Below are 15962 nucleotides of genomic sequence, written 5' to 3'. Positions count from 1 at the left end.
GAAGTCAGCGCGCCCCCGCGACCTGGTCGAAGGTCCCGCCATTGCCGAAATGCTCGGGCTGCGCTTTCTTCCATCCGCCGAAGAGCGGATCGTTGATGGTCACGAGCCTGGTGTCCGGCAATGCCTGAAGAAGAGACGGATCGACAAGATCCCGGTTGACCGGCCGGTAGAAATTCCTGGCGGCGATGGTCTGCCCCTCCTTCGAGTAGAGATATTGCAGATAGGCTTCGGCGAGTTTCCGTGTCCCGTGCCGGTCGACATTGGCATCGACGATTGCGACCGGCGGCTCGGCCAGGATCGAGATCGGCGGCACGACGATGTCGAATGCATCCTCGCCGAGTTCCTTGCGAGCCAGATAGGCTTCGTTTTCCCATGCGAGCAGGACATCGCCGATCCCTCTCTCCGTGAATGTCGTCGTTGCGCCGCGCGCACCGGTATCCATCACCGGGACATGGCGAAACAGCTCGCTCATATAGGCCTTGATCTTCTGCTGATCGCCCTTGTATTCCTCGTTCGCCCAGGCCCAGGCCGCCAGATAGTTCCAGCGTGCGCCGCCGGAGGTCTTCGGATTTGGGGTCACCACTTCGACGCCGTCCTTGACGAGATCGCTCCAGTTCGCGATCCCCTTCGGGTTGCCCTTGCGCACGAGAAAGACGATCGTGGATGTATAGGGCGCGGAATTGTTCGGGAACTTCGCTTCCCAGCCGGGCTTTATCCTGCTGCTTATCGCCGAGATGGCATCGATATCGCTGCCGAGCGCCAGGGTCACGACATCCGCCTCAAGCCCCTCGATGACCGAACGGGCCTGACGGCCGGACCCGCCATGCGACTGCTCGATGGAAACCGTCTCCCCCGTCTCCGCCTTCCAGTGTTTCGCGAACGCGATGTTGTATTCCTCGTAGAGCTCCCGGGTCGGATCATAGGAGACGTTGAGGAGCCGGCTGTCGGCATTGGCGGGTGTGAAAAGCCCGACCGTCAGGGAAAGGCCGATAGCAACGGCACCCAACCTTCTAAAGAACCCATCGCCAAATTCCTGGGTGAAACGAAACATGGTGTTCCCTCCTGCTGATTTCACCCAAAACTCTATCGACTAAGTCGTCTTAGTCAATCTGGTGCGAAGAAAAGGCAAAATTGTTTCCCCTCCCCGATGCAACCGGCAAAGAAAGCGCTAGCGGTTGGCGCATGGAGAGAATGGGGGACCGGAAAGATCCCGCTTCAGAAAATCGCAATCCTGCCGTAGTCGGGATCTTGGGAGGATTTCTCTTCGCATATTCTGCATCGGGCGATTGCAACTATATACCGTTCCAGCGAATCCAGGATCGCTGCCTCACCAACCAGACCAAGCCATACCTGAATGGAGTTCGAGATTGAGTGTTGCCTTCACCAAGGAAGAGAGTTCCGAAACAGCTTCGGAAACACTGCTGCCCGACCGTCCGATTTCTCCCCATCCAAATCTCGTTACGGATGCGGGATTGAGAACACTGGAATTGCAACTGGCTCAAGCTCGCGAGGCCTACAATACTGCAAACGCAATCGAAGATGTGAATGAGCGGCGGCGGCAGGCAGCGAGCCCCTTGCGTGATCTGCGCTATTTTTCGGAAAGAGTTCGCACGGCCCAGGTGATCCCCCATCCGACTTCAACGGATACCGTGGCATTCGACAGCACGGTCACCTTCAGCCGTGAGGACGGACGGATACAGAAATACCGCATCGTGGGAGAGGACGAAGCTGATCCCAAAGCCGGATCGATTTCGTATGTGTCACCGGTCGCCCGCGCTCTGACGGGCAAAGCCGTGGGTGACGTCGTGAGCGTCGGAACTCAGGAGCTTGAGATTCTCGCCATCTCGTAGGACACGAGCGAAAGCACATGAAAACCGTCAGGATCGCCGCCGCACAGACGCCGGAATTCAGGAACGACATTGGGACCGCCCTTGCGTGTCTTCGCGAATTCGCCGCACGGGCAGAGGCCGAAGGCGCGAGGCTGCTGTGTTTTCCGGAAGGTTTCCTGCAAGGTTATCTACTGGATGAAGCCCCGGCACGGCATGCCGCGCTCGACCTCTCGCTGCCGGAGTTCGAGGTGGTGCTGCAGCAATTTCCGAAAACCGGGCCAACGATCGTCGTCGGCATGATCGAGGCCGCGGACAGTCGGCTCTTCAACACGGCCCTGGTTGTCTCACAAGGCAAGGTCGTCGGCAGCTATCGGAAGGTTCATCTGCTAGGCGGAGAGAGGATCTTCGACGTCGGCCATCAGCAAAGCGTCTTCGAGGTCGACGGGCTGCGTTTCGGGATCAATATCTGCTACGACACGAACTTTCCGGAGGCCGCGCGACGGGTCGCCGAGCTCGGCGCATCACTGATCGTCTGTTCGGCCAACAACATGATGCCGCGACAGACGGCCGAAATCTTCAGGGATGTGCACAATACGTCACGCGGCGAACGATGCCGCGAGACCGGCCTCTGGCTCATTTCCTCGGACGTCACCGGCGAGCGCAACGGACGCGTTGCCTGGGGACCAACCGCTGTCCTCAACCCGGAAGGACAGGTTGTCGCGCAACTGCCTTTGGAAAGACCCGGATTGCTGGTTTTCGACGTTACGGCAGCTGGCTAGGACCAACAAGGTCTCAAGCCGTCAGAAGCTCGCGGGCGGCTGGAGCCTTGGTCTCGCCGGTGCCTTCGATGGCATCCGCGATCGTGGTGGTGAACAGCACATTGCGCGTGGCATCGGCCACGCGGGCGAAGACATGGCGAATCTCGCAAAGTTGCTCGCCGTCGCAATCCTCGCATTTCCGGTAGGCGGTCTGCGACAGGCAAGGCAGTGGCGCGATCGGCCCGTCGACGAGACGCAGCACTTCGCCGAAGGTGATGGCGTCGGCCGGCTTCAAGAGAAGATAACCGCCCTGCTTGCCGCGACGACTGACGACGATTCCGGAGCGCTTCAGGTCGAGCAGGATCTGTTCCAGGAACTTCTTTGGAATACTCTGCTGAACGGCGATCTCGGAGATCAGCATTGGCTCGTCTGGATCGGCCTGCGCAAGGGCGGCCAGCGCCCTCAGCGCATATTTCGCTTTCTGGGATATCATCACGCAACCATCAAACACTCTCGTCGCCGCGAGGCTAAGGCTCTCACGGCGCCGCTTAAATCAGCTTCCTCGGGGCATCCACGGGTTCGCCGGAAAAGGCGCTCAGGGGCTGCATGCCCGCAAACGAATACCCTGCCTTGCGAGCCTGTATCCGGATTAGCTCAAATCATGAGAAATTACAAACCAATACGGGTGTTTCCGGCGATAAAACCGGTCACGTTTGGTTAGAGGCTGTCACGAACCAGTTTTTTGGCAGGCGGGCCACGCTTTGTGCGCCTGAAGACGGGCTCGCGCCACCCTTGAAACCTGATCGATAACAGCCTCCGAGGCAGCAGGTTTTCTGTGTGAGCGCCGCTTTGGAGAGATATTTGCTCTCCATCTCCATGGGAAGAAACGGGTTTTTCTGTCCTTTCGCGCCGCTTGCCGGGATAATCCAGCAATTGCTCACGGAATGAGACCCCATGACCCTTCATGAACATGCCGGCCAGGATCGTCTGGTATTGGCCGATACGCTCAACGCCCAACTCGAAAGCCTAGACCTTGCCGGTCGTCTGGCGCTGGCCGGAGGGCTTGGACATGCCGTCTTCACCACCTCGCTTGGCATAGAGGACCAAGTGATTACCGCTGCGATCGGGACGCACCGATTGCCGATCGAGATCTCGACGCTGGAGACGGGCCGGCTGTTCAAGGAAACCGTCGACCTGATCGGCGAGACCGAGGAGCGCTACGGCATCGCCATCCGCCGTTTCACGCCGGAACGGGGCGATGTGGATGCCTATGTCGCCCAATACGGCATGAACGGCTTCTACGAAAGCGTCGAAGCACGGCACGCCTGCTGTCATGTGCGCAAGCTGAAGCCCCTTGCGAAAGCGCTCAGCGGCGCAGACGTGTGGATCACCGGGCTACGCCGCGGCCAATCGGGCAACCGCGCCGCAACGCCGTTCGCCGAATATGATGCGGAGCGCAACCTCATCAAGATCAACCCTCTTGCCGACTGGGACATGGAGACGATCCGCGCCCATGTGTCGGCCGAGGCCATTCCCGTCAACCCGCTGCATGCCCGCGGCTATCCTTCGATCGGCTGCGAGCCCTGCACCCGCGCTATCAAGCCCGGCGAGCCGGAACGCGCCGGCCGCTGGTGGTGGGAGAACGACGAGAAGCGCGAATGCGGCCTGCATGTGCCGGAAAGCGCCGCCCAGCCCGTCCCGCGGGCGAGCCAGATCGCCCGCTAACCCTTTGTGTTTGTTTTCCAGACTGCCCGGAGACCGAAATGCCCTTGTCTGTACAGGAAACGGATGTGAAGACCCCGCCCGTTTCCAGACCACCGCTCGATCCGCATCTGAAAGCCCTCGAAAACGAAGCGATCCACATCTTCCGCGAAGTGGCGGCAGAATTCGAAAAGCCGGTGATGCTCTATTCGATCGGCAAGGATTCCTCCGTCCTGCTGCATCTCGCCCGCAAGGCCTTCTATCCCGGTCGCGTGCCCTTCCCGCTTCTGCATGTCGACACAACCTGGAAGTTCCGCGAGATGATCGAGTTCCGCGATGAGATTGCTGCAAAATACGATCTCGACCTCGTGGTGCACACCAATCCGCGCGGCGCTGCCGAAGGTATCACGCCCTTCAGCCATGGTTCGGCGATCTATACCGACATCATGAAGACCGAGGCGCTGAAGCAGGCACTCGATGCCGGCGGCTATGACGCGGCTTTCGGAGGCGCGCGGCGCGACGAAGAGGCATCGCGCGCCAAGGAACGAATCTATTCCTTCCGCACGCCGGACCACAAATGGGACCCGCGCAACCAGCGCCCCGAACTCTGGAACGTCTATAACGGCATGATCAAAAAGGGCGAGAGCGTGCGCGCGTTCCCGCTCTCCAACTGGACGGAAGTCGATATCTGGCGCTACATCCAGGCCGAGGATATTCCCCTCGTGCCGCTCTACTACGCCGCCGAGCGCCCCTATGTGGAACGGGACGGGATGATGATCCTCGCCGAGGATCCGCGCCTTCGACTGCTTTCCGGCGAGACCGTCCAACGCGGCATGATCCGCTTCCGCACGCTTGGCTGCTTCCCGCTTACCGGCGCGATCCGCTCGCACGCCACCACGCTTGAGGAGGTGATCGCCGAGCTCGAGATCGCCACCGTCTCCGAACGGCAGGGCCGCGCGATCGACCGCGACCAGTCCGGCTCGATGGAGAAGAAGAAACGCGAAGGATATTTCTGAGATGACCGCTCATGCCCAAACCGCTTCGGCCACCATCCTGCCCCTGGCCGAACCTTTAAAGGCGGTGCGCGACACACGACCACTGCGCCTCATCACCTGCGGTTCGGTCGACGATGGCAAATCGACGCTGATCGGCCGACTGCTGTGGGACACCAAGGCGGTGAAGGAAGACCAGGCGGCAACGCTTGCCCGTGACAGCGGCCAACAGAACGATCTCGGTCTGCCGGATTTCGCCCTCTTGCTCGACGGTCTGCAGGCCGAGCGCGAACAGGGCATCACGATCGACGTTGCCTATCGCTATTTCTCGACCGACCGGCGCTCGTTCATCGTCGCAGACACGCCCGGCCACGAGCAATATACCCGCAACATGGCGACAGGCGCCTCGACCGCCGATCTTGCCGTGCTTCTGGCTGATGCCCGTGCCGGCCTGCTCGAACAGACCCGCCGTCACGCGACGATCGCGGCGCTGATGGGCATCCGGCAGTTCGTGCTGGCGGTCAACAAGATCGACCTCGTGAACTACGACAAGGCCATCTTCGAGAGGATTTCCCACGAGTTTCGTGAATTCGCCCTGTCGCTCGGCGTGCGCCAGATCACCGCGATCCCCATGTCGGCGCTGAAGGGCGAGAACGTCGTCTATTCGGCCGAAGCTGCGATGCCCTGGTACGACGGGCCGACCTTGATCGAGACGCTGGAACTCGCAACGGTGCGATCAGGGCAAGCCGGTGGCTTCCGCCTGCCGGTGCAGCGCGTCTCCCGTCCGGGCGAAGGCTTTCGAGGCTATCAGGGCACGGTTGCCGGCGGCTCCATCAAGCCGGGCGACAGCGTCGCGATCCTGCCCTCAGGCACGGTCGCCAATGTCAAGCAGATCGTCACCTTCGATCTGGTGCGTAACGCCGCGGTCGCAGGCGACGCGATCACGCTGGTGCTCGACCGGCAGGTGGATGTGTCCCGCGGCGACATAATCGTCTCGATCGACAGCCAACCGATGACCGGCCACCATTTCGACGCCCAGCTCGTCTCGCTGCAGCCGGGCGGCATCGAACCGGGAAAGCGCTATTGGCTGAAGAGCGGTTCGCGCCGCCAGCGCGTCACGGTGGAGCCCGTGTCGCAGCTCGAGCTTGCGACAGGCAAGTGGCTGCCGCATGCCTCGACGCTTTCGATGAACGCCATCGGAAAGGTGCGCCTTTCGTTCGAAGAGCTGGCGGTTTTCGATCCTTACGAACAGAACCGCTCGACCGGCGCCTTCATCCTGATCGATCCCGATACGCTGAACACCGTGGCAGGCGGGATGATCACCGCCAAGCGCGGCGATGTCGGCGGCATCCATCGCAGCCAGGGGGGAGAGGGCCAGCGCGTGGTTCTCTCCCTGCCGGCGGACCTCGCCGAGCAGATCATGGCAAGCGAGCTTTTCTCAAACCGCCGCGACGAAGCGGAAATCAGGCGGATGACGGCCAAGCAGGCAGCCGAATTCTTCTCCAACGCCGCCAGCGACATCTGAGCACAACCCGCTCTCGACGTGAAAAAGGGGCCGCGCGGCCCCTTTTTCACATTCGTCAGTTAGCCGTAGCCGTCTCGCCGGCCCTCTCCTCGGTCCTGCTGGAAAAGAAGTTCGCAAGCAGGGCGCCGGAGATATTGTGCCAGACGCTGAAGATCGCGCTCGGCACCGCGGCGGCCGGCGAAAAATAGGTGGTGGCGAGCGCCGCGCCCAACCCGCTGTTCTGCATGCCGACTTCGATCGCGATCGCCTTGCGCTTGGCAAGCGAGAGGCCGCTTGCCCTGGCCGCAAAGAAGCCGAGAAGATAACCGAGCCCGTTATGGAGCACGACGACGGCGAAGATCAGCAGGCCGGACTGGGCGATCGCTCCCTTGCTGGCCGCGACTACTGCCGACACGATCAGCACGATGCCGATGACGCTGACGAGCGGCAGGGCCGGCACGGCGGCCTTGACGACACCGGGCAGAAGCTTCTGCAATGCAAAGCCGAGAGCCAGCGGCACCAGGACGACCTTTACGATGCTGATGAACATCGCCCAGGCATCGACCGGCAGGTACTGACTGGCGAACAGCCAGACGAGGAAGGGCGTGACGATCGGCGCGGCGAGCGTCGTGACACTGGTGCAGGCGACCGAGAGTGCGACGTCTCCCTTGCTCAGATAGGTCATCACGTTGGACGACGTTCCGCCGGGGCAGCAGCCGACCAGGATGACGCCTGCCGCGACCTCGGGCGACATGGGGATGATCCTCGTCAGCAGAACGGCGAGGAGCGGCATGACGAGGAATTGCGAAACGACGCCGATCCCGACATCGAAGGGCCGTTTACCCACTTCGCGAAAATCGTCCACGGAAAGGGTGAGCCCCATTCCGAACATGATGATGCCGAGCAGCGTGACGATATAAGGCACGATCTGCTTGAACAGATCGGGCAGCAGATAGCCGAGCACTGCGAAACCGATGACCCACAGGGCGAAGGTCTTGCCGACAAAGGCAGAGAGCGTTGCGAGCGTTTTCAACATGGCCTCCTTCAAATGAAGGGGCGCAATACGCCGACTGGCGAAGGCGTCAAGGCCAGCCAAGGGCAAAAGTGTCCATTTCCATGGCGGGACCCGCGCTTCTCGACCATGATTTACCGCTTCTGACGGGAAGAAACCCGTCAGAGAGGTTCCAGGGACATTCCGGCGATACGCGACCGTGGCCGATCAAACCGACGCATGCCGGAAGTGCGCATCAGTCTTCTTAATCCGGCACGTTCACTTCCACGTCCAGGAAGGGTGCGTATTGCTGCGCACCGAAGATGTCCGCATCGCCGGGGCTGCCGCTCGGCCTGAGCCGCAGGATGGTGAACTTGATGGCGCAGGCGGGATCGTATTCGACGAAATCGGTCAATCGAGCCGGATCGGCGTTCAGGATGCGGCAGACGGATTGCCGCGTCAGCACCCCGGAACGCTTTACCTTTTCGTAGGTGTCTCGCTCCCGGAAGATGATGTCGAAGGTGATCTTGTCGGTTCCGGCATTCTTGCTGCGGATGGTCTTGGCGAGATCGGAGAGTTTTTTCACGCTCATGATTGGTTCTTTCCCGGCTTTTCAGCCGACGATCGCAGTATGGGTAGGGAAAAGTTCGAGCGGGTCGCTGACGGCCATCGTGTGGTTGATCGTCCAGCGATAGGCCGGGCTTGCCGGCATCACCTCGTCCAGCACGAAGGAAACACCGCCGGCCGTGCCTTTGACATCCGGCAGCCGCGCATAGAAAAGCTGGCGCGTGCCGGTGATCGTAACTTCCTCAGCCATTTCCTTCGTCGGCGCGACGCCCTGAACGACGATCAGGAGTTCATGGCCGGGTTTGTCCTTCAGCGGCTCCAGATCGCCCATGATGCCATTGCGCCCGAAGACGTTGTAATGCAGCTCCCAGCCTTCGTCGCCGAAGCGCTCGCGGACCTGGGTGCGCGCCCATTCGATCACCTCGTCCACATGGGCGATGGTGTAGGGGTCACGGATACCGGCCATGCCGACGAAACGCTCGCCGATCTTGCCCGAGCCTTCCAGCTTGACACGGAACTCCTCGGCCGGAACGAAACGCATTCCGGTGACGCGGGTGGTCTTCTCGGAAACCTGCTCATAGACGCAATCGGTCATGTCGAGCATGCCGCCCGCCACGAATTCATGGAACGGATTGGAGCGCTCGTACATCGCATGGCCAGCCACCGAGGCGATGGTGCATCGCTGGGCAGGCGACATGGCCGTCACTTCCACCCAATCTTTTGTCACCTCCCCGAGCACGGTTTCCTTAGCTCCATAAGGTTCGGCGCAGAAGGAGGCGCATTCCAGCACCTTGCCGAGATAATAGGATTGTGCCTCGGGAAAACCGCGCGCCAGTGCTGCGCCGGCGAAGACGGCACTGTCGGAAGACCGCCCGCCGATGATGACGTCGCAGCCCTGATCCAAAAGCGCGCAGAAGGGATGAACGCCAGCCATGGCAACGATACGGGATGTGGCGTCGAGTTCCTCTTCCGTCAGTGCCGGGCGGGCGTCAAGTCCGTGAACGTTGCCGGAGCGGATCTTCTCGCGCACCAGTTCCTTGTCCACTTCGGAATAGAACCAGCCGAGTTTGAACGGCGGCAGCTTGTGGCGGGCGGCAATCTCGCGGATCATCTCCACATACATGTCGACGCGGCTGTTGGTGCCGGTATCGCCCGACGAGCCGATGATCATCGGAACGCCGATGCGGCGGGACGCGAGCAGCATCTCTTCGAGATCGTGCTCCTGCCAGGCTTTCGGACTGGCGCATGTGTCATTGCCGAGCGGCACGGGACCGATATCGTCGCTGCCGGAATCGGCGGCTATGAAATCCGGCCCGGCCTCGACGCCGATGTGGAAGCTCCCGGGCTTCAGGGGCGCAAACCCCAGATGACCGTTCGGGCAGATGATCTTCAGCGACTGCATGCATGTAACTCCCGCAGCAATGATTGTCATGGCAGCGGTTATGCATGGCTCGTGCCAACCCGGTTTCGGGCTGGCAAACGGTTGTTTTTAAAGGAACTCCAGCATCTTTCGCATCATCGTGCACAGCCTCGCGCGAATTTCACGCCGCATGCAGGAAAATCGCGCATCAAGCGCCGGCCAGCCCCAGCTTGATCATCTGATGACGCAGAGCATGACGGCTGAGCTTCAAAGCGGCGGCGGCATGCTGGACATTGCCGCCGGCAGCCGAAAGCGCCTGCTGGACGAGCTGCTTCTGGAAGGCGGCACTCGCACCATGGAAGCCAAGGCCGGCGAAATCCTGTACGCCCGCAACAGACGGTATAGCCGGGAGCACTGTGGCGGAATGAGCGCGGGCGGTGCGCAGGATACGATCCGGCAGGTGGCGCGGCAGGATCATGTCCTCCTCTTCCAGGATGAATATGCGCTCGATGAGGTTTTCAAGTTCGCGCACGTTGCCGGGCCAAGGATAGGAGAGGAAAATCCGCGCCGCTTCGTCGCTCACGCCGCGGATCGACCGGCTGTACTGCTCGTTGAACTTGTCGATGAAATGCCGGGCGAGGATCAGCACGTCCTCGCCTCGTTCACGCAGGGAGGGAATGTTGAGCGCGATCACCTGCAGCCGGTAATAGAGGTCCTCTCGGAAGCGGCCGGAATTGACCTCCGACAGCAGGATCTTGTTGGTCGCCGCAATGAAACGCACATCGACCGCCGTCGTCTTCACGGCACCGACACGGCGGAAATTCTGTGTGTCGAGCAGGCTTAAGAGCTTTGCCTGCAGCACAAGATCCAACTCGCGGATTTCGTCGAGAAAGATGGTGCCGTGATTGGCGGCCTCCACCAGCCCCGTCTTCTTCTCCGTCGCGCCGGTGAAGGCGCCACGCTCATGGCCGAACAGCTCCGATTCCATCAGGCTCGACGGAATGGCGGCGCAGTTGAGATCGACGAATTCCTTTGCTGCGCGCGCCGATTGCTGGTGCAGCATGCGCGCGATTAGCCCCTTGCCGGTGCCGGTCTCACCGTAGATCAGCACGGTGCGGGTCGGACTTGCGGCGACACGGGTCACGAGCTTGCGCAGCGCGTGAATGCTTTCGTGCGCGCCGATAATCTCGCCCTCGTAACGCGCCATGCGCGGCTCCTGATCCAGCTTGCGGGCCATCCGCGCACCTCAGCCGGTCAGATCGTAGACCCGCCACCGGCCTTCGCAGGGATTGCCCTCCAGAAAGTACAACTGGAGCATATTACAGGCAAAGATCGCGGAGGAAATGGTGCGGCCTGCGTCCTTTTCGCCGTGTTGGCACAGCGGTCCGCAATGCGGCCCGTCCGTGGCATGGGTCGCCATCAGCCGCGCGGCACGAGGTACGGTCCAGTCGCCCACCGGCACCTCTCTCGAAAGGTAGGCGAAACGATCAAAGGAATTGGCGTCAATGCGGTCGCCGTCATCGGTGAAATTGAAGGGGGAGAGTTCCGGCGAGACGAAATGGTTGGTGCGCCAGACGCGGCGCCCCTCCTCGACACCCACAAGGTCCGTGCCGAACTCCACCGAGGCCACGTGTCCGTACCGGTCGGCGAGCGTGACTGATCCACCGCCGGCATGCAGTCTCGCCCGCAGAAACGCGATGGCCTCCGGCACCGAGCGACAGGTGGCGAGAATGCGCGTCATTGCGAAGTAACGGAGCCAGCCGATGCCATGGCGGCGGCAGCCGATATGGGTATCGACCAACGCGAGGCCGGCGGCATTGATGCCGCTCGAATAGGCGCCGGGGCTGCCTGCGCTTCCGACGCAGAGCATCCTGCCGGTCTCGATGTCCGGACCCTCATGCAGGAAGACGCGCTGGACGCCGACATGGATGCCGGAAAAGTCGCGGTTCTTGACAACAAGCGGGCCTTCCGGCCCCTCGCCAATCGCGAAGGTGGAGCAGCCGTCTGCATCGAGCCGCGCCCCCTTGCTCAGATCCCGGAGAAGGCTGAGATGCTGGTGGATGAAAAGCTCGTCCTCCGGCAGGCCGAAACCTTCGGCGATACCCGCAAGTTCCGCCATGGTGTGGGGATCGTTTTCCAGAAGGAAAGCGCGCTGGCGGGGCAGAAATTCCAGCGCCGCTGAATCGAGCACACCTTCGGCTCTCGCCTGCTCCACGCGGCCGATCGTGGCGGCGAAAACGGTCTCGTGCGCGACCCCGGCGGCAGCCTGCGCCAGGCCGCGTTCGAAGGCGGTGCCGGTGAGGCGGACGGGAAAAGCAGGTTCGACAACAAAGGCGGTCATGACGTCATCATCATCCTTGCACAAGCTCTTCGGCGAAATGGCAGGCGGCAGTGTGGCCTTCGCCGACCGTGCGGACGACAGGCACGTCCGTCCGGCAGCGCTCCACCGCCAGCGGACAGCGGGTATGGAACTTGCAGCCGGGCGGCGGCGCCTGCGGCGAAGGCAGATCGCCGGTTAGCTTCACCCGCTTGCGCAAGCCCGGAGAATCCACGTCCGGCACTGCCGACAGCAGGCTTTGCGTATAGGGATGGCGGGGCGATTGCAGCACCCGCTCCACCGGTCCCATCTCGACGATCTCGCCGAGATACATCACCGCCACGCGATCGGAGAGATAGCCGATCACCGAAATATCGTGCGAGACGAAGAGATAGGTGAGGCCGAGTTCGCGTTTCAGCTCTATGAGCAGCTTGATGATCTGCGCCTGGATCGATACGTCGAGCGCCGAGACCGGCTCGTCGCAGACGATGAAGCGCGGGTTGCTGATGAGCGCGCGGGCAATGCCGATGCGCTGGCGCTGTCCGCCGGAGAACTGGTGCGGATAGCGGTCGAGATGCGCAGCCTTCAAGCCGACGCGCTCCATGATCGCCGCCACCTTGTCGCGCGCTTCCCGGCCGCTCTTCGCCAGGTTATGCAGTTTCAGCGGCAGGCCGACGATCTCCGCCACCGTGCGGCGCGGATTGAGCGAGGCATAGGGGTCCTGAAAGATGATCTGCATATCGCGGCGCATGGCCTTGAGCTCTGCCGGGGAAAGCGCCGTCACGTCCGCGCCGTCGAAGGTGACGCGTCCGGCCGTCGGTTCGTGCAGGCGCAGGACGGCTCGCCCGAGCGTGGACTTGCCACAGCCGCTTTCGCCGATCAGCCCCAGCGTTTCGCCGCGGGCGACCGTGAAGCTGACGCCATTGAGCGCCCGGATGCTGATCGCCGGCCGCCCGGCCAGGCGATCCATAAGGCTCCGGCGCCCGCCGTAATGCTTGACGAGGCTTTCGACCCTGATGAGTGGTTCCGACACGGTCATGGCCTTGTCTCCTCTTCGAGCCGGATGCAGCGGGCGCGGCGGGCAGCGCCGATTTCGCGCATGGCTATCGGCTGAAGGCAGGCATCGATGCGCTCGTTGCAGCGCGAATAGAACCGGCATTGCGGCGGCAGGCCGATCAGGTCCGGCACCTGCCCCTCGATCGGTTCGATCGGCTGGCCGCGCAGCGAAAGACGCGGGATCGAACGCAGCAGGCCCTTGGTATAGGGGTGGCGCGGATCGCCAATCACCGCGGCAGTCGGCCCTTCCTCGACCACCTGACCGGCATAGAGCACCATCACCCGGTCGCAATATTCCGACACGACGCCGAGGTCATGGGTGATCAGCACCACGCTCATGCCGAGCCTTGTGCGGATGTCCGCGATGAGTTCCAGCACCTGCGCCTGGATGGTGACGTCGAGCGCCGTCGTCGGCTCGTCGGCGATCAGGAGCTTGGGCCGGCAGGCGAGCGCAATCGCGATCATGATGCGCTGACGCATGCCGCCGGAGAACTCGTGCGGGTAATATCTGAGCCTATCATCGGCGGAGGGAATGCCGACCAGGGTCAGCATTTCCACCGCCTTCTTCCGTGCAGCTTCGGTTCTCGCGCGTCCAACGGAAGGCAAAGTCTCGTCATGCGCATAGAGCACTTCGAGGATCTGCTCGCCGATCGTCAGCGCCGGATTGAGGGCCGTCAGCGCGTCCTGCATGGTCATCGCGATATGGCGACCGCGGATGCGGCGCAGTTCTTTCGGCGACAGCGCGCGAAGATCCCGTCCTTCGAAGCGGATCGTGCCTTCTTCGATGCGGCCGGGACTTCTCACCAGGCCCATGACGGAGGCGAAGGTGACGCTCTTGCCGGAGCCGGATTCGCCGACCACGCCGAGACATTCGCCGGGGCGGACATCGAGATCGACGCCATCGACGGCACGCACCTCTCCGGCGCGCGTATCGAACACGGTGCGCAGGCCGCGCACTTCGAGAAGATTTCCCATCGTGCCGCTCATTCGTGGAACCTCGGATCGAAGGCGTCGCGCAGGCCCTGGCTCGCGACGTTGATGACCAGCACCAGCGTCAGGATGGCGAGCCCCGGAAAGGTGCTGACCCACCAGGCTTCGAGGATGAAGGCGCGCCCGTCGGCTACCATCGAGCCCCAGGAGGCCGTGGGCGGCTGCACGCCGAGACCGAGGAAGGAGAGGCTCGCTTCGAGAATGATGACGTCCGCCATGCGGATGGTGGCGACGACCAGAACGGCGGAGAGCACATTCGGCATGATCTCGCGGATCATGATATGGAAACGCGAAGCGCCGAGCGCACGCGCGGCTTCGACATATTCCAGTTCGCGCACGGCGAGCGTCTCGCCGCGCACCACGCGGGCCGGGATCACCCATTCCTTGTAGACCAGCGCCAAGATGATGTTGACCAGGCCCGGCCCCATCATCGCCATCAGGCCGATGGCGAAGATGAGATAGGGAAAGCCGAGCAGGATATCGATCAGCCGCGAGATCAGCGTATCGACCCAGCCGCGCAGATATCCGGCGGCAAGCCCGGCGAGAATGCCGATGACGGTGGCGACGGCAACGACCACCGTGCCGATGAAGATCGATATGCGGGCGCCGTAGATGATGCGCGAGAAGATATCGCGGCCAAGCGCGTCGCATCCAAGCAGATAAGCCCATTCGCCGCCCGGCATCCAGGCGGGCGGCTGGAGGCGACGGAACAGATCCGTCTCGTTCGGATCCTGCGGCGCGATCCAGGGCGCGAAAACGGCCATGACGACGAAGCCGAGCAGGATGGCGGCGCTTGCCACGGCCAGGCGGTTTTCCGCGAAGGTGGCGAGGTTGCGCCGGAAAAGCGAGGCGGCGGGCGAAGCCGTCGCCGGATCGGATACGGCGCTCATAGTTTCACTCTCGGATTGAGGACCGTGTAGAGAATGTCCGCCACGAAATTCATCAGCACGTAGGTGACGGCGTAGAGAAGCACGGCCGCCTGCACGAGCGGGTAGTTGCGCACGAAAATGCTCTCCACCACCAGCCGCCCGAGGCCTGGCCAGCCGAAGACGGTCTCGACGATCATGTTGCCGCCGAGCAGCGAGCCGGTTTCGATGGCTGCGACCGAAACGGTCGGGATGAGCGCGTTCTTCAGTGCATGTCGGAAGAGGATGCGCCTGCGGCTGATGCCTTTGGCCTCGGCAAAGGCGACGTAGTCCTGCCGCATTACCTCCAGCATGGCGGTGCGCGTGACGCGCGTCAGGATCGCCGTCATCGGCAGGCCGAGCGTGATCGCCGGCAGCAGGATGTGCTTCAGCGCGTCGAGGAAGGCGGAGAAGCGGCCTTGGAGCAAGGTATCGATCAGCAGAAACCCGGTGACGGACGGCACCTCGCTTTCAAAACCGATGCGTCCCGAAACCGGCAGCAGCCTCAGATGCACGGCAAACAGCATCAAAAGCAGGATGCCGAACCAGAACCCCGGCAGCGACACGCCGAATAGCGAGCCGACGGTAGCGATGCGGTCGATGATCGTATTCTTGTGGATGGCGGCCGCCACGCCGAGCGGAATGGCGGTGGCGAGCGCGATCAGCATTGCCACGAGGCTCAGTTCGATGGTCGCCGGCAGGCGCTCGGAAATCACCTCACTGACCGGGCGCCGATGAAAATAGCTGGTGCCGAAATCCCCTTGCACGGCATTGCCGAGAAAGTTCAGGAACCGTTCCGGCAAAGGCCGGTCCAGGCCGAGATCGCTGCGCAACAGCGCTTCCTGTTCGGCCGTCATGTTCTGGTCGCCGATCATGATCTCCACCGGATCGCCCGGTGTGAGCGCCAGCATCAGAAAGACGATGAGGCTCACACCGAGAAGAACGGGGATCAATTGCAGCAGACGTTCGAGAAACCTACCCACGTCCTGCCC

General features: G+C 62.3%; 16 protein-coding genes. 5 read left to right on the top strand and 11 right to left on the bottom strand.

What is annotated here, in order from left to right; translation table 11 throughout:
• Window positions 1–4: 4 nt before the first annotated feature.
• Window positions 5–1051 carry a sulfate ABC transporter substrate-binding protein gene (locus J2046_RS03695; protein ID WP_210049590.1) on the bottom strand — a complete coding sequence of 349 codons (1047 nt, stop codon included), beginning with the start codon at window positions 1049–1051 and terminating at the stop codon, window positions 5–7.
• A 316-nt stretch (window positions 1052–1367) separates the two neighbouring features.
• Here J2046_RS03695 and greA point away from each other — a divergent pair, with 316 nt between their 5' ends.
• Complete coding sequence (greA, locus tag J2046_RS03690; RefSeq protein WP_210049589.1) at window positions 1368–1850, top strand: transcription elongation factor GreA; 483 nt, start codon at window positions 1368–1370, stop codon at window positions 1848–1850.
• A 17-nt stretch (window positions 1851–1867) separates the two neighbouring features.
• Complete coding sequence (locus J2046_RS03685; protein WP_210049587.1) at window positions 1868–2608, top strand: carbon-nitrogen hydrolase family protein; 741 nt, start codon at window positions 1868–1870, stop codon at window positions 2606–2608.
• A 13-nt stretch (window positions 2609–2621) separates the two neighbouring features.
• Here J2046_RS03685 and J2046_RS03680 read toward each other — a convergent pair whose 3' ends face one another.
• Window positions 2622–3080: an RrF2 family transcriptional regulator gene (locus J2046_RS03680; RefSeq protein WP_210049584.1), complete on the bottom strand. Its 459-nt coding sequence runs from the start codon at window positions 3078–3080 to the stop codon at window positions 2622–2624.
• A gap of 461 nt (window positions 3081–3541) precedes the next feature.
• Between J2046_RS03680 and J2046_RS03675 the strand changes: the two genes are divergently transcribed.
• The 3 genes from J2046_RS03675 to cysN are packed head-to-tail and all read left to right on the top strand — an operon-like array spanning window position 3542 to window position 6805.
• The gene (locus J2046_RS03675) at window positions 3542–4312 is read left to right on the top strand and encodes a phosphoadenylyl-sulfate reductase (protein ID WP_210049582.1); all 771 of its coding nucleotides are present in this window, start codon (window positions 3542–3544) and stop codon (window positions 4310–4312) included.
• Between the two features lie 38 nt (window positions 4313–4350).
• The gene (gene cysD / locus J2046_RS03670) at window positions 4351–5304 is read left to right on the top strand and encodes a sulfate adenylyltransferase subunit CysD (protein WP_210049580.1); all 954 of its coding nucleotides are present in this window, start codon (window positions 4351–4353) and stop codon (window positions 5302–5304) included.
• 1 nt (window position 5305) lies between these two features.
• Window positions 5306–6805, top strand: coding sequence for a sulfate adenylyltransferase subunit CysN (gene cysN / locus J2046_RS03665; RefSeq protein ID WP_210049578.1), 1500 nt, complete (start codon window positions 5306–5308; stop codon window positions 6803–6805).
• Window positions 6806–6860: 55 nt separating this feature from the next.
• Here cysN and J2046_RS03660 read toward each other — a convergent pair whose 3' ends face one another.
• From J2046_RS03660 to J2046_RS03620, 9 genes are all read right to left on the bottom strand, one after another.
• Window positions 6861–7817: a bile acid:sodium symporter family protein gene (locus J2046_RS03660; RefSeq protein ID WP_210049576.1), complete on the bottom strand. Its 957-nt coding sequence runs from the start codon at window positions 7815–7817 to the stop codon at window positions 6861–6863.
• 223 nt (window positions 7818–8040) lie between these two features.
• A complete protein-coding gene (locus tag J2046_RS03655) occupies window positions 8041–8367 on the bottom strand; it encodes a DUF4387 domain-containing protein (RefSeq protein WP_233469490.1) in 327 nt (108 codons plus the stop codon).
• 21 nt (window positions 8368–8388) lie between these two features.
• Window positions 8389–9744 carry an acyclic terpene utilization AtuA family protein gene (locus J2046_RS03650; protein ID WP_210049574.1) on the bottom strand — a complete coding sequence of 452 codons (1356 nt, stop codon included), beginning with the start codon at window positions 9742–9744 and terminating at the stop codon, window positions 8389–8391.
• Window positions 9745–9910: 166 nt separating this feature from the next.
• Window positions 9911–10939 (bottom strand): sigma-54 interaction domain-containing protein, encoded by a 1029-nt coding sequence (locus J2046_RS03645; RefSeq protein ID WP_233469489.1) that lies wholly within the window; start codon window positions 10937–10939, stop codon window positions 9911–9913.
• Window positions 10940–10948: 9 nt separating this feature from the next.
• Window positions 10949–12043: a C45 family autoproteolytic acyltransferase/hydolase gene (locus J2046_RS03640; protein ID WP_210049572.1), complete on the bottom strand. Its 1095-nt coding sequence runs from the start codon at window positions 12041–12043 to the stop codon at window positions 10949–10951.
• A gap of 10 nt (window positions 12044–12053) precedes the next feature.
• The gene (locus J2046_RS03635) at window positions 12054–13058 is read right to left on the bottom strand and encodes an ABC transporter ATP-binding protein (protein ID WP_227702140.1); all 1005 of its coding nucleotides are present in this window, start codon (window positions 13056–13058) and stop codon (window positions 12054–12056) included.
• Window positions 13055–14050 carry an ABC transporter ATP-binding protein gene (locus J2046_RS03630; protein WP_233469488.1) on the bottom strand — a complete coding sequence of 332 codons (996 nt, stop codon included), beginning with the start codon at window positions 14048–14050 and terminating at the stop codon, window positions 13055–13057. Before J2046_RS03630 ends, J2046_RS03635 begins: the two co-directional genes overlap by 4 nt.
• Window positions 14051–14058: 8 nt before the next feature.
• On the bottom strand, window positions 14059–14955 hold the full coding sequence (locus J2046_RS03625) for an ABC transporter permease (RefSeq protein WP_210049569.1): 897 nt from the start codon (window positions 14953–14955) through the stop codon (window positions 14059–14061).
• Window positions 14952–15953 carry an ABC transporter permease gene (locus J2046_RS03620; protein ID WP_227702137.1) on the bottom strand — a complete coding sequence of 334 codons (1002 nt, stop codon included), beginning with the start codon at window positions 15951–15953 and terminating at the stop codon, window positions 14952–14954. Before J2046_RS03620 ends, J2046_RS03625 begins: the two co-directional genes overlap by 4 nt.
• Between the last annotated feature and the right edge of the window lie 9 nt (window positions 15954–15962).

The sequence above is a fragment of the Neorhizobium petrolearium genome, assembly GCF_017873175.1.
Taxonomy (GTDB): Bacteria; Pseudomonadota; Alphaproteobacteria; order Rhizobiales; family Rhizobiaceae; genus Neorhizobium; species Neorhizobium petrolearium.
This window is presented reverse-complemented; position numbering and strand designations above follow the sequence as displayed.

Coding starts and splice junctions, on each gene's coding strand:
- J2046_RS03695 (WP_210049590.1), bottom strand. CDS start 1,051: ATGTTTCGTTTCACCCAGGAATTTGGCGATGGGTTCTTTAGAAGGTTG.
- J2046_RS03685 (WP_210049587.1), top strand. CDS start 1,868: ATGAAAACCGTCAGGATCGCCGCCGCACAGACGCCGGAATTCAGGAAC.
- J2046_RS03680 (WP_210049584.1), bottom strand. CDS start 3,080: ATGATATCCCAGAAAGCGAAATATGCGCTGAGGGCGCTGGCCGCCCTT.
- J2046_RS03675 (WP_210049582.1), top strand. CDS start 3,542: ATGACCCTTCATGAACATGCCGGCCAGGATCGTCTGGTATTGGCCGAT.
- cysD (WP_210049580.1), top strand. CDS start 4,351: ATGCCCTTGTCTGTACAGGAAACGGATGTGAAGACCCCGCCCGTTTCC.
- cysN (WP_210049578.1), top strand. CDS start 5,306: ATGACCGCTCATGCCCAAACCGCTTCGGCCACCATCCTGCCCCTGGCC.
- J2046_RS03655 (WP_233469490.1), bottom strand. CDS start 8,367: ATGAGCGTGAAAAAACTCTCCGATCTCGCCAAGACCATCCGCAGCAAG.
- J2046_RS03650 (WP_210049574.1), bottom strand. CDS start 9,744: ATGCAGTCGCTGAAGATCATCTGCCCGAACGGTCATCTGGGGTTTGCG.
- J2046_RS03645 (WP_233469489.1), bottom strand. CDS start 10,939: ATGGCCCGCAAGCTGGATCAGGAGCCGCGCATGGCGCGTTACGAGGGC.
- J2046_RS03640 (WP_210049572.1), bottom strand. CDS start 12,043: ATGACCGCCTTTGTTGTCGAACCTGCTTTTCCCGTCCGCCTCACCGGC.
- J2046_RS03635 (WP_227702140.1), bottom strand. CDS start 13,058: ATGACCGTGTCGGAACCACTCATCAGGGTCGAAAGCCTCGTCAAGCAT.
- J2046_RS03630 (WP_233469488.1), bottom strand. CDS start 14,050: ATGGGAAATCTTCTCGAAGTGCGCGGCCTGCGCACCGTGTTCGATACG.
- J2046_RS03625 (WP_210049569.1), bottom strand. CDS start 14,955: ATGAGCGCCGTATCCGATCCGGCGACGGCTTCGCCCGCCGCCTCGCTT.